Consider the following 14,480-nt stretch of genomic DNA (forward strand, 5'->3'; position numbering starts at 1 on the left):
TTCATGACTTACGCTCTTTTGCGTTAGTGTCTCATTTTGCTTGTTTCGCAGCACTTGCAGGAATCTACAAAAATCGCGCCGCATTTTTGCAACTTCTTCTACATATTTTTGCTTTCAACTGTGTAAACATAAATATAGTAAATAAAAAGTAGATTATAGAAGTTACGAAAGCGAGATAACATGGCAAACGATTCCATGCTAGAACAAAAGACTCCGCTCACAGCGCGCGAATACGCGACACGCACAGCAATACGCGCGATTGCAATCATCGCATCTGTTTATGGTATGACTGCTTCGTGGGAAGGCTTGATGACCTTCACTTATTTTACGAATCTTTCTAACCTTATGATTTGCGTAGCTCTTGCTGGATCGCTTTTGCTTGATACAGCTGCGTTTATGCGTGCTCGTAATTCTGCATGTTCCGCCGCACAGCAAGATTCTGCAGCATCTTGCGCATGGTTCGACTCAAAATCCAACGCTTGGTACATTTTCAAATTCATGATGACCATCTCAATTGCTGTCACATTCACTTTGTACCTGTGTTTCTTAGCACCTACCAATAAGCTTGGTTTTGTTGGCGCTTACATGAATAACGGATGCAGCAGCCTTTGCGTTCACGCAGTTGCGCCGCTTCTTGCAATCGCTGATTTTGTGCTTTTTGATTATCGTTTCCGCTCTACTCGCGCACATTTGTATGTTTCTACTGTTCCGCCTCTTGCTTATGTTGCTTATGCTGCTATGCTTAGCGAGTTTGCTGGTGTTCGTTGGGGTGTTCATGCAATGCGCGCGCCTTATAATTTCCTCAATTATGGCGCTCCTGCCGGCTGGTTCGGCTTTGCACCGCAAACTTTTAATGCCACTACTTTGGGCGTTGGTGTTGCGTATTTGTTAATTGTGTTTACTCTTATTTTTATTGGTGTCGGCAGTGTATTTCTTGCGCTTAAGGATGCTCGCGCTCGTGCAATATTAAAAGAATAGTATTGTTGCGCGCCACTATTGCCTAATTGCTAGAATTAAGCGTATGAGTGAGGATACTGCATTACAAGCATTATTTGACGGTACGTTACGCAATTCTTCTGGCAATGTGACTAATGCGTTGCTTGTGTATGGTGCGCCGAATACTGGTAAAACGCAGTTTGCTGTGCGCGCAGCAATTTCCGGCTATAAGCGTTGGTCGCATAATGTTACTGCGATGGCTGTGCAAAATCGTGTTCTTGCTTCAAAAATTGACAATATTATTATTCGTCAAATTGGTGTGAGTAAGCAGTCTCGTCCAGTTGGCACTTTGGCTTCTTTAGCTTTTAATATCATTTCTGCTTGCTGTAAGTTAAAGAATGAGCCTTCGCCTAAGCTGCTAAATGGTGCTGAGCAGGATTCTTTGCTTCGTAAAGTTTTGCGCGCACACATTGAGCATGTTATGTGTGGAGATAATGGTGATTGCAATATATGCGCGCTTTTTAAGGATTATTTTGAAACGTCTCAATGGGTTATTCCATTAACTTGCGCAGTTTCTAATACTTCCGCCACTTCTAACACTTCCGCGCCTTCAACAACTCAGGCTGCTCAAGCAGCTTCTTCGTCTCCAGAATTTTTGGCAGATAGTTTCGATATTAACAACGCTTTTATGCATCAATTGCGCGATATGCTCGCTCGTTTAGATGAGCTTGGTATTAGCGATTTTGAAAGCGAAAATTCAGTTCTTTGCGCTCTTAGTGACGAGCAATCTTACGCCAATAATAGTGATATTTTACAAACGTCTGTGCTTATTAAACGTAGATTAACTCAATGGCGTTTGGCGTTTGCTTTGCGAGCTGAATATCGAAAAATAATTGCCGACACTTATAAATCTTCTTTCCGACTTGACGCTTCGCAACTGTTGGTTGAGGGCGCAAAATCTGCGCGCGAATTAGGCGAGCATGGTTTAGTAAACTCTTCTGAAATTCCGGCTCTTCTTGTAGTCGATGATTATCAAGATATTACTTTGGCTGGTTTGAGTTTTATTGAGACTTTGTCGAAGATTGGCACGCGTTTAGTTTTGCTTGCGAATCCGGATGAATCTGTGCAATCGTTTAGAGGAGCGTACCCGGATTATGCAATTTCTGCAGCTTTGGATGAGTTGAATGCTGCTGAACAAACTTTAGAATATACGGGTTTTGCTGATTCTTGCGAAAATTCTTCCGACGATTCTGCTGATTCTTCTAAAAATTATTCTGCAGATCCAACTTTTGCAAATTATACCCAAGCACCTTCGATGCGTGAATTACTCGCTTCGCGCGTTTCTCTTTCGCTTACTTCGCAATATAAAACAGATGTTGCGCTCCCAAATCGCCCTTGGAAAATGCCAAAATTTGTAGGGTCCTTACCGATTGAGCCTATAGAAACCCCACAAAATTCTCATCTAAACTCAGATGACACTGTTTTTACAGCGTTATATCGTTCACAGCGCGAGGAATTAGATGCTGTTATTTGGCAAATGAAGCAATCTCACGTAAATAATAAGCGCAAGTGGAGCGATATGGCGTTAATTGCGCACGACAATTCCACTGTTCGTCTTTTTGGCGAGCAGCTTCGCGCTTCTGGAGTTCCTGTGCGATACTCGTTAGTAACTCGCCCATTAAAAGATGAGCCGTTTGTGCAAGGTTTATTTGCGCTTATTGAACTTGCTCAATTTGCGCAGCACGGTTTTTCTGGAATTGTTGAGCAAGTAAAACATGGTAGAAGTTTGCAAAATTTGGCTTCGTGGGTGCGTTTGCGAGTTCAGAATATTATGGATAGTCCACTTTCCTCGATTACTAAGAGCGATTCTGGATTTTACGGTGATTTAGACGTTGAAATACCTGCGAAGTTATATTCTGTAGATTCGCTTATGCGTTCTCTTTCTTCTCTTTCGGCTGTTTTAATTGAGAAAAATTGTGAAAATAACAAGAGCTTTGAATCTAATGCGCCTTTGCGAAATCTTGTTCATAACTGGGATTTGTTGCAAAATTCGCTTCATAATGCGCAAAGCAAAGCGTACTTTGAATCTCAAATTTTGGTTGATAATAGTCGTATTGATGGCAGTTCAAATGAGCTTATGCCATTGTCTCTTGATGCATGCTATTTGCTTTGTGTAGCAGATGTTGCACGTTTTATAGATGATGATTCTAATGTTCGTAAAGATTCTACAGTGTTGCAAATATTGCAGAATATGGCACCTCGGAATCCGCACGTTGCATCTTTTGTAAAACTGTGGAAAAACGTGCAAATTCTCGCTTCTCGTATGCACAATAATCCTGATTTGAGTAGTGCTCAATACGCTCTTGGTGAGGCTTGGAATATTTGTCATGTTGCTGAGCGTTGGCAGCGTATGTCTTTACAGCATAATTCGGAAGGTTATCGAGCTAACGATCGCTTGGATGCTGCAATGCGTCTTTTTGATTACGTTTCTTCATATGTTTCTTCTGATATCTCGTCAATGAATACGTTTGACGATACTTTTAAACAAGAAAATATTGTAAGTATTGCAGATTTTATAGCTCAAGTTCGTGGCATGGAAATTGAAGCTGATTCTCTTGCTAAAGTAGCGCCTGTCCCAGATGCTGTAACGCTTACTACTCCTGCTGGTTCTGTTGGAAAACATTGGAATCTTGTGTGGATGCCTACTTTGCAACAACGTGTGTGGCCAAATCTTGCTTCTCGTAGCACTATGTTTGGCGCAGAAAGTTTAGCGAATATTATTTTGCATTCTAAGATTTCTGCTTCTAAATTGACTGTGAATGCGTCACTTCTTTCAAATAATGATAAATCTGCAGTTTTTGCCTCGGAGCAGCGCAGTTTTTTGTTAGCTATTACGCGCGCAACAGAGCGTTTGTATATAAGCGCGCAATATAGCGATAGTGCTGTGCCAAGCGACTTTCTTTATTATTATTTGCCTGAAAGATACTACAATAATGAAAATTCGCGCACGCCTTTTACGGAATTTACTACACCTTTTGCCGGTTTAGATATGGATGTTCGTGGATTAGTGTGTGCTGCTCGTTCGCAAATTTTGCGTGCTTCTTCTATGAAAGAAGAGTTTGGAAATAGTGTAGGTAATGCAGGTAGTGCAGATAGTGCAAGTAGTTCCGATAGTGAGAATAGTAAGTCTAGAAATGCGATTATTGACGCTGCTCAAACGTTGCAATTACTTAAAGAAAATGGAGTATTTTGCGCTGATCCTTTTGAGTGGGATTTTATGAGCGATGTCGATGACTATGTTGATGAGAAATCTTCTGTTGGAAAAGATAATGAAAAAAATAATGAAAAATACAATGAAAAAGCTAGCTCTGCTAAAAAAACTAACTCTGTTGTAAGCTTGTCTCCTTCAGCTGTAGACAGTTTGTGGGCATGTCCTGTGTGTGGATTGGTCAATCGTCAGCTTTTAGGCCCTCAACCCGGCAGCGCAGCAACGTATTTTGGCACGCTAATTCACGAAACTGCAAGGTGGGCAAGCGAAAATCAGCATTACGATATGCCGGAAACTGAAGTTGATGAAACTGAAGCGACGAATAATGCGGCTGAAGCGACGAATAATTCAGCCGACTATTCGCCTTACTCTCCGCTTGTGCGCCGCAGTAACGCAATCGCAAATCTTATGGAAAACTATTACTTAAGTATTGCGCCTGAACTTGCAGATATTCGAGATAGTAAGGAGCATTATTCGGCTCTTGCGCGTGAGAAGAATATTAAACGTGCGTTACATGCAATTGCGCAATATTTTGTTACTTCTTACGATCAATCAACATATGCGCTTAACTCAAAAAAGTCAGAAAACGGCATATTAGAATCTCTTACAAAAAGCGAAAAATCTTTAGAAAGCAGCATAGGCAGATTGCAACAAGCGTATTGCGAATTGCAAACAAGCGCGCATTTTGGATTTAATGATATTACTCGCGTATTGAACAATACTTTTAAGAATGCAAATTTGCAAACCGTTACTACGCATGACTGCTACGAATTGATGGGTGCTTTAGTTGGAGGATGGCCGGATGGCGCAAGTGAAGATATGCAAGTGCATATTCACGGTCGAATTGATCGCATGGAAAAGCGCATCAATTCAGATGGTTCTGAGCATATTCGTTTACTGGACTACAAAACAGGAAAACCTTTAACAGCAAGCGGAGTTTTTAACGATTTGCAGCTAGTTTGCTATCAGCTTGCTTTACTTTTTTCTGATGAGAATCCGCTTATTGATGCGTCGAATGCGCCGATTATTTCACGAAGTGTTCTATTTCACGTTGCTAAGAACGATTATCCTGCTCAAGATCATAACGTTGCTGAAAACGTGTATCAGCCGCCGCTTTGCGTAAAAAATGCTTTAAATAATAATCCGCTTGAGTTACGAGTTGGATTCAAAAATATGGCAAGATTGTTAGATTATTCGCAGCTTGACGATATTGCGAAGAATTGTCCAGAAAATGTAAGCGAAAACGCTTGGCAGTCGTTTACATCATTAAATCAAAGCGCAAAATGGTCTCTTACTATGATTTCGCGCGTTTGCTATGCTGCTGCGGCAGCTCGTTCGCATAAGATTATTGCGCACCCAACTTCTGAACACTTGAAGTATTGCAATGGAAAACAAGTATGCCCAGCATGCGCAGGTTGCATAGATACTGTATATGAGGTGCTGTAGTTATGATTGATAAAACAAATAAGCAATTTACTCGCAAGAACACCGATAGCGTGGAACAAGCTGCAGCAATTCAAGCGCCAACAAATAAGAACATGATTATTGTTGCAGGAGCTGGAAGTGGCAAAACGTATACGATGACTCGTCGCGTTATCGACCTTATTGAGCGCGGAGTTGCTCCTGAAAGTATTTTGGGGTTGACTTTTACTAATAAAGCAGCTTCTGAGCTGCTTGCAAGAGTTGCTCAAGCTGTAAGTCAGCATAGTAGCGAAATAAATAAGCTCATTAATAACGGAAATTCTGCATCTTCAAGTGGCTTTTTGAAGCCAGAAGTAATGACATACGATGCTTTTTTCCAGTCAATTGTGCGCCAATATGGTTTGCTCGTTGGATTTGATCAAAATACGCAACCTTTAAGCGATGCAGGTGCGCGCGAATTAATAAAACCGCTAGTAAACGATTATGTTACTAATCATGCGGAAATACTGTCTTGGTATAGTTTTGATGCGCTTATTGACGACGTGCTTGCGCTCGCAGCAGATATTTCATGCTCGATGATTGGCATAAATAGCAGGGGAGAGTCTATAGATAGCACGTCTAAAGCTGTTCTAGAAATTCAAAAGTGGAATAACGCTTGGATTGAACATTTGCAAAAAGCAATTGATTGTGCTGAAACTACTGAAATAATTGCAAAAAAGCCTAGCTCTATTAAATTGCGTCGCGGAAAAAACGATTCGGATGAAAAATATTTCGAAAAGTGCGAAAATTACGGAAAAGAATACGTAGAATACCTGAATATTACATTAAAAAATAAGTGTTATGAATCTTGTAATAACTTGCTTGAAGCTGCTAAGAAGCGCAATGCATTACTTGAATTAGTTTTGGCTTTTGACGCAGCAAAGCAGCGCGCAAATATGGCGCAATTTAGCGACTTTACTATTGCTGCATACCGTTTGGTGACGCATTTTCCTTCTATTGCAGAGCAGTATCGCCGCCAATACAGCCAAGTTTTGCTTGACGAATATCAAGATACTTCTACCACTCAAGCAATGCTGATTGCAACGCTGTTTCATAAAAAAACTAGCGGTGTTGAAGAAGCTAGCGTTGTTGCGAAAACTAGTGAAAATCAAGACTTTTTGACTACTCAACAAACGCATATTGCTGCAGTAGGTGATCCCTTCCAAGCTATTTACTCGTTTAGAGGAGCTAGTTCCGGAGCTTTCAGAAAGCTTGAGCAAGCACTAAATATCGACCAGTCAAGTGAGTTTTCTCTTACAAGAACGCGACGCAATTCGCAGCTTATATTAAAAGCTGCAAATTCTATTACGAAACCTTTGCGAGTGCCTCCGCTTCGTCATAGCAGTTCACTTGCTACAGAAGTAGAAGTGAAAAACTTGCAATACTTAGATAATGCTCCAAAAGGTACTTTTAGTGTGTTAAATATGCCTACGCAATATCAAGAAGTAGAAGCCGTTGTGCGTTTTGTAAAATATGTAAAACATAATGCGCTATCTGAAAACGACGATACTAATTCTGCATCTGCTAGAGTTGCAGTTCTTTTCCGTAGCAAAAATAATATTTCGTTATATGAAGAAGCATTACAAAAAGCAGGTTTACGCACTCTTACTGTTGGGTATTCTGCATTGCTTGAAAAACCAGAAATTCGAGATGTTTTAGCTCTTCTTTCTGTTGTTGCAGATCACACAAATACTCAAGCTTTGATGAGATTGCTTGCAACTCCTCGTTTTGCGCTTAATACTGATGATTTGGCTGCTATAGCTAATATTGCAACATCAAAGAATATCGAATATGTTTTTCGTGCTTTAGTGCAAGCAGGTTTAGTAGACGCTGAAACTCCTCGCTCTAAGTGGTCGCAAGTTGTTCGAGAACAGCAATCTCAAGCTTCGCAAACCAATAGTATTCATGGTGGAGTTTTTGTGGCGGATGTTTTGCTTGAAGCATACGAAACTCAACTAAGCGAAGAAGCAAAAAATAACGACAAAAACGACAATAATTTGCTTTCTGAGCTAAAAAATAATTTAAGCTCTAAAGCTTATGTAGCAGTGTTAAGAATAGGGCAAATGATTCATGCAATACAACGTGCTCAATCTGGCTCTTTGCAAGATATTATGCGCGTTGCTGTAGAAACGCTTAACGTTGATATTGACGTTGCGCTATCTCGTGCGCTTATGAATGATACTTCCTCTAATGCAACGCTTCTTGACGATATGCACTCTACTGTCGATTCTATTTGTCTACTAGCAGACGCGTATTTGCAAGAAATGAGCGATTTTACAACTCCTACTTTGCATGGGTTTATGTCTTGGATTTTCAATATAGACAAAATTAACGATCAACCTTCTTCAGTGGATGAACCTGCGGATGTCGTATTAATGACTATTCACCAATCGAAAGGTTTGGAATGGCCTGCTGTAGCGATAGTTGGGCTTAATGAAGGCGTGTTCCCAAGTAATCAAGGCGATAATTTGCGCGTAATAGCAACGCAACAAAGTGGCGTGTACAGGGAAAGGGCATACGCAACGCTCGAAGTTGCTGCAAAAGTGCCTGTTTCTATGAGAGTGGATGCAAATATATTGCCAAGATTCCCTCACGATGTTGATCTTGAAACTAGCATGGAACCTCAAAAATCTTTGAAAAATATGTTAACTGTAGACGATATCGACGCAGAAGTTTATGGTTCAAGAGCTAGAGAAATGTTTGATTTGGCAGAAAAGTTCCATGAGCATGAGCAGGCTCCAGTAGAAGCGATTCCTTCAGAAGCTAGCAAAGTGTATGACGCTGTAATGAAAACTGGCACATTGCCTCTTTCGCAAGTCGAGGAGCGTGGGCGCGCTTTGCACATTGACGAGCGTCACCTTATGTATGTTGCTTTGACGCGTGCTAAATTCGCAGCATTGCTCACTTGCAGCCAGTCTAATGCTATGAGCATTGTTGAGAATAAAGAAAATTCTGCCAATAGTGCAGCTTCTTCTGTAGATGAATCTTCAAATATTTCAACTTCTAGAGTTAAAAAACCTTCTGTTTTTTGGCAGGAAATGTATGATTCAATGCGCGGATCTGAAGAATCTCCGGTTCAGGTCACAGCTAAGGTTTCAGATTCTTCAAATCAAGTAGGTTATGTTGTAGGGGAGTCAGCTTCGCAACTTGCGCAATTATTTAGCGAGGAAAGCTCTATTCCAACTGAAGATAATAAGAAGCAATTATCTTGGCCGAGTGCATCTAGTGAAGCTATACGTAGTGTATTGCAAAAATCTGCGCAAGACGTTGTAAATTCAAAAATTAGTAATCGAGTTTCTGGTATTTCAAAAGATAATTCTTTGCTTTACAAAGCTCAAGCTTTGCTACAAGATGCGGATTTAATGCCGAAAATTGATTGGTATTGCAACATTCAAGAGTTAAAAAACAGAGCAGAGCAGCTTTCTAATGTTGAAAATGTCAATGTGACTGCTGTGCAAAGGCGCGCTATGTTTCGTAATAATTATTCGCGCGCGAATGAAGATTTTGATGATGCGGATGCTAAGCGTTTGCGAAAGGAATGGATGGCAATTATTCGCCCTATTCCTAGTGTTTCTTCGCCTGCTTCTGATTTGGGAACTCGTTTTCATGCCTGGGCTGAACAGTTTATAAAAACTGGTTGTGTGAATAAAAATTCTATTCAGTATGGCGTTGATGAGAACGTTGATGAGAACGTTGATGAGAACGTTGATGAGAACGTTGCTGGAACTTGCGAGAATATTTCGCAAAATGCAAAATCTTCGGAGCGCAAATTGTTGATATGGAAGCAGCGCTTAATAACATCAAAATGGGCGCATCGCCGTCCTATAGCAGCAGAGCAGCCGATTGTAGCTCATGTTCCAGAATTAGGCGATCAAATTATTAATGGCAAAATCGACGCAATATTCGCAGGTGGTTTAAATCCAGAAGATCCAAGCAAATTGTACACGATAGTCGATTGGAAAACCGGTAGAAAACCAACCAAGCCACAAGATATTGCGCTTAAACTTGGTCAGCTTGACTGGTATCGTCTGCTTTTGTCTCTTATGACTAAGGTTCCGCTTGATGCTATCGATGCCACCCTTTATTATGTGAACATATCGGATGAATGTGAACGGGAAATTCATGCCGAGCAAAAAACGAAAGATGAGATCCTTGCCGAGTTACACTCTGACACGTTAATCTCCCTCGATGATGATGACGCATAAATGTTGCTATTGCAATCATTTTGCCGCAATTTATTTGCTGCAATTTTTGTTTGCTGTAACGTATTTTGCGCCGCGATTGAAACGCATCGTGCATCACTTCGAAAACGTGCAGATTCCTCGTGCAGTGTGTGTGGGCGGGCATACGCACAACATCGATTTGAGTATGAAGTAAGGAAGAATCATGACTGTTGAATTTCGTTCTGTAAAACTCAGCGATATTGATGCAATGGTTAAAGAATATGAACGTACTTGGGGTATTGCGCAAGAAGTTGGGAAAGATGCTTCGTTAAGTCTTTCTCGAAGATGTGTGTTGCATTACTTGGAACCTTCAACGCATGGTACTATTGCTGAAGTAGACGGTAAGTTTATGGGTCTGCTTTTGGCGCGAGTTTTTGGCGCACCTGTTTTATTTCCAGAAGTAGGGAGAATGCTTCGCGAGCAAGAAGCCGCAATGAAAGAAAATTGTGACAAAAACTATGCTCTCGCTTTAGAAGAAGCGTATGGCATGCGCGCGTTGGAAACTAAACTTGAAGCAAAATCTCATATTAATAATTTAACTCAAGCGGAATTGGAGCTTTTCCTTGTATCTCCGGATGCTCGTGGGCATGGTGTCGGTGGAGGCTTGTGGAAGCGAACAATGCATATGCTAAGAAATAATGGCGTAAATCGTTACTATTTGCATACTGATTCAGCGTGCGACGTAAGCTTTTATGATTATCACGGGCTTAGAAGAGATGCTTCTTTTATGCGTTCGGATCATCCTTATGAAGCTAAGAACGTGAAATCTTTGGTGGATGACTTGTATATTTACTCAGGTGAGCCGAGAGTTCGTTCAAAGCAAGCGAATGCTCGTTCTAAAACGTGCTAATAAAAAATATGCAAATGTATAACGTGCGTGACTTGCTTGACAAAAGGAGCAAAGAAATATATGTCGTCGCAAACGGCAACTAAGAAAGCATCGGTATTTTCTCAATATTCTAGATTATTTTCATTTAATGGAGCTAAAGCGTTTTGTGTAGCAGGCGCGATTGCGCGTTTGCCGATGTCTATGATTGCGTTGGGGATTGTTCTTGCATTAAACCATTTGTATAACAACTGGACTATTGCTGGAGCAATGTCTGCGTCGTATGTGCTTGCACAGGCTGCGGTAACTCCTGTGTATGCTAAACTTTTCGACCGTTTTGGTCAGCGTAAAGTTGGAGTTATTGCGCTAAGTGCACAAGTAATCGCTATGATTTCTTTTGCATGTGCAGCGTTATTTAAGGTTCCTCTTGTTTTGCTTTTTGTGCTAGCAATTGTGATGGGCGTAACTCAGTTTGCTTTTGGCGCGTTGGTGCGTACTCGTTGGGCTTATACATTGCGTGCAGAAGATGACGATTCTTTATTAAACGTTGCTTATGCGTTGGAATCTGGTATCGATGAAATTGTGTTTATATTAGGACCTATTTTAGCTGCGTGGTTAGCAACTTCTGTGCATCCTGTTTCGCAATTATTCGTGCCAGTATTTGCAAGTGGATTGGGCGGAGCTTGGTTCTTTTCTCTAAAAAATACTCAACCTGCTGTGCTTAAAGTAGTGGAAGTTCCAACTGCTGCAGCTGAAGACGTTGATGTATTAATCGCTTCTCAAAAAGAAGATGAAATTTCTAAAGATTATGCGGAATCTCAAAAGCAAGAACCGAAACGCTCATTTGCAGACAAATTTAGTCTTAAGCAATTGCACAATCATCACTCAAAAAAGCGTGGCAAAAACGTGCTGCTTTACCGCGGTATTATCCCGCTAGTGCTCATGTTTGTTGTGTTTAATATGAGTTTTAGTGCATTTGACGTGTCTGTAACAGCTGCAATGAAAGCTCAAGGACTTGATCATTTTATTGGTATGCAGCTGGCATTGTTTGCATGCGGTTCGCTTGTGGGAGCGATTATTTTTGGATCGCATAAATTCCGCGGTTCTAATTGGTCGCATTTGATCGTATTTTTGACTGGTTTAACTGTTGGATTTGTGCTTATGAGTCTTAATATTGACAGACTTATGCTTATGAGCGTTTTTGAAGTGCTTTCCGGCTTATGCGTTTCGCCAATTTTTGCTACTGGAAATCTTATCGTTAAAGCAACTGTCCCTGAAGAATCGCTTACGGAAGGTCTTTCATGGCTACCAACTGCGTCTGCTGTCGGCTGTTCTTTAGGTTCGATGGCTGCTGGAGCTGCAATAGACTCGTGGAATTCGCATGCCGGAATGATGGTTCCGTGGATTTCAACAATGGCAGCTATACCTATCGCAACGTTCGGCTGGTTTATTGTAATGGTGCTTAAAAAGCGACATTAACTGCGCACGCGTGTAAAGTTTCTGCCGTTTTTTCGCTTTAATCCGACCGAAATTTTACAGCTGTGTAAAGTTTCTGCCGCTTTTTGGCTAGGGGACGGCAGTTTCTTTACGCCGCTGTAAAGTTTTTGCCGTTTCAGTAACAAAAGCTGAGTTGAGTCCTAACGGTACACTAGAAAGAAGTGCGCAATATCGCAAGATGTAGTGAGATGAATATGAAAATAGAATATGATGAACGTACTGAGGAAATTCTTGCTGAAGTAGTACGCGATGCGTTGCAATCTGACGCTGATAATATGCGTTCTCTTAATAACCAAGAATCTTCTGCGTCGTCTAAGCAAATTCGACAGTCGGTGAAAAAAGTGAATAAAAAAATGTCTTCTGATACTTCAACTAAATCAGTATCTACTAAAGATGTAAAATCTGCTAAAACTAAATCAACTAAAAAAGCTAAATTCAACAAAGAAACTAAAACAGAAAACGCAAAGTCATCAACTCGTAGAACAGGAAATGTTCTTCCTCCTGTAGTTAACGATCAAAGAGAAGGTGCGCTTATTGCGCCGCCAAAGTATCGTAAAGGCTCAATGCGAATCGTACCGCTTGGTGGTTTGGGTGAAATCGGCCGCAATATGAACGTAATTGAATATAACGGTCATATTCTGCTTATCGATTGTGGTGTGCTATTCCCAGAAGAAGAGCAGCCAGGCGTTGATTTGATTCTCCCAGATTTTCACTACATTCAAGATCGCTTAGACAAAGTTGAGGCATTGGTTTTAACGCATGGTCACGAAGATCATATCGGTGGTGTGCCTTACCTTCTTAAAATGCGTCCCGACATTCCGTTAATTGGTTCAAAGCTAACTCTTGCTTTTGTGGAAGCTAAGTGCAAAGAGCATCATATTGATCCGGAGCTTATTCGCGTAGAAGGTCGCGATAAGATGAAAGTCGGTCCGTTTAACCTTGAATTTATTACTGTTACGCATTCTATTCCAGATGCGCTCGCTGTGTGCGTAAAAACTCCGACCGGAACGCTTATTGATACTGGAGATATTAAACTTGACCAGCTTCCTCTTGACCATCGCATTACTGATTTAGTTGAGTTCGGGCGTTTAGGTGAGCAAGGCATAGATTTGCTTATGGCTGATTCCACTAATGCTGAAGTACCAGGATTTGTGAAGCCTGAAACTTCGATTGGTCCGGCTTTGGATCGCGCTTTTGCTGAAGCTACGCGCAAAATTATTGTTGCTAGCTTCTCAAGTCACGTTCATCGCGTGCAACAAGTGGTTGACGCTGCGCATAAGTTTGGGCGCAAAGTTGTGTTCGTTGGTCGCTCGATGGTTCGCAATATGTCAATTGCTGCGGATTTAGGCTACTTGCATATTCCTGAAAATACTGTTGTTGACTTAAAACAGGCGAAGGATATTCAGGATGACAAGCTCGTATACATGTGCACTGGTTCACAAGGTGAGCCTATGGCTGCGCTTGGGCGTATTGCAGATGGCAGTCACCGAGATATTACTGTTAACGAATTCGATACTGTTATTCTTGCAAGTTCGCTTATTCCAGGCAATGAGCATGAGGTTTACAAAGTTATTAATAAGCTTGTGCAGTTGGGTGCGCGCGTAATTAACAAAGATAATGCTGCTATCCACGTGTCTGGTCATTGCAATGAAGGCGAGTTGCTGTACTTGTACAACATTGTGAAGCCAAAGTGCGCCATGCCAATTCATGGTGAGCATCGTCACTTGGTTGCAAACGGATTGATTGCAGTAAAAACTGGCGTTGATCCAAATAACGTTGTGCTTGCTGAAGACGGCGATGTTGTGGATTTGTATCATGGCAATGCTGCAGTTGTTGGTTCTGTGCCATGCGGTTACGTGTATGTTGATGGTGATTCTGTCGGTGAGCTTACAGATGAAGAGCTTGAAAAGCGCAGAATTTTGGGCACGGAAGGTTTCGTTTCGAGCTTTGTTGTAGTTGATACAGAGCACGCTGACGTGGTTTCTGGTCCAAAGATTTTCTTGAATGCTGTTGCTGAAGACGAGGCTGATTTTGAGAAGGTTCGTCATCAAATTGTTGAACAGTTGCAAGATGCTATGATGCGCGGCGAGCACGATACTTATAAATTGCAGCAAATTATGCGACGCACATTGGGCAGTTGGGTGGCTCGCGCTTTACGCAGGAAGCCTATGCTCGTTCCGGTAGTTGCGGATATTGCAAAAAATAGTCAAGAATAATGAAAAATAATCAAAAATAAAGAAAAATATTCGCGATTATTCGTAAATAGCTG

At 41.2% G+C, this 14,480-nt stretch carries 6 protein-coding genes; all 6 read left to right on the top strand.

Features of this window, described 5'->3' with window-relative positions; genetic code table 11:
• Window positions 1-180: 180 nt before the first annotated feature.
• Window positions 181-978, top strand: coding sequence for a hypothetical protein (locus HXT26_RS01115; protein WP_415705974.1), 798 nt, complete (start codon window positions 181-183; stop codon window positions 976-978).
• A 43-nt stretch (window positions 979-1,021) separates the two neighbouring features.
• Window positions 1,022-5,650 (top strand): PD-(D/E)XK nuclease family protein, encoded by a 4,629-nt coding sequence (locus tag HXT26_RS01120; protein ID WP_422112026.1) that lies wholly within the window; start codon window positions 1,022-1,024, stop codon window positions 5,648-5,650.
• Between the two features lie 2 nt (window positions 5,651-5,652).
• Window positions 5,653-9,870, top strand: a complete 4,218-nt coding sequence (locus tag HXT26_RS01125) for an ATP-dependent DNA helicase (protein WP_422112027.1) — start codon at window positions 5,653-5,655, stop codon at window positions 9,868-9,870.
• Window positions 9,871-10,051: 181 nt separating this feature from the next.
• Window positions 10,052-10,738, top strand: coding sequence for a GNAT family N-acetyltransferase (locus HXT26_RS01130; protein WP_004107272.1), 687 nt, complete (start codon window positions 10,052-10,054; stop codon window positions 10,736-10,738).
• Between the two features lie 60 nt (window positions 10,739-10,798).
• Window positions 10,799-12,193 (top strand): MFS transporter, encoded by a 1,395-nt coding sequence (locus HXT26_RS01135; protein ID WP_004107275.1) that lies wholly within the window; start codon window positions 10,799-10,801, stop codon window positions 12,191-12,193.
• Window positions 12,194-12,399: 206 nt separating this feature from the next.
• Window positions 12,400-14,427, top strand: coding sequence for a ribonuclease J (locus HXT26_RS01140; protein ID WP_422112028.1), 2,028 nt, complete (start codon window positions 12,400-12,402; stop codon window positions 14,425-14,427).
• The last annotated feature ends 53 nt before the right edge of the window (window positions 14,428-14,480 follow it).

Origin of the sequence: Gardnerella sp. DNF00497B (assembly GCF_049262725.1) — a bacterium.
GTDB lineage: Bacteria > Actinomycetota > Actinomycetes > Actinomycetales > Bifidobacteriaceae > Bifidobacterium > Bifidobacterium leopoldii.

Bases quoted from the DNA above. Each gene is read 5' to 3' on its own strand.
- HXT26_RS01115 (WP_415705974.1), top strand. From the start codon at position 181: ATGGCAAACGATTCCATGCTAGAACAAAAGACTCCGCTCACAGCGCGC.
- HXT26_RS01120 (WP_422112026.1), top strand. From the start codon at position 1,022: ATGAGTGAGGATACTGCATTACAAGCATTATTTGACGGTACGTTACGC.
- HXT26_RS01125 (WP_422112027.1), top strand. From the start codon at position 5,653: ATGATTGATAAAACAAATAAGCAATTTACTCGCAAGAACACCGATAGC.
- HXT26_RS01130 (WP_004107272.1), top strand. From the start codon at position 10,052: ATGACTGTTGAATTTCGTTCTGTAAAACTCAGCGATATTGATGCAATG.
- HXT26_RS01135 (WP_004107275.1), top strand. From the start codon at position 10,799: ATGTCGTCGCAAACGGCAACTAAGAAAGCATCGGTATTTTCTCAATAT.
- HXT26_RS01140 (WP_422112028.1), top strand. From the start codon at position 12,400: ATGAATATGAAAATAGAATATGATGAACGTACTGAGGAAATTCTTGCT.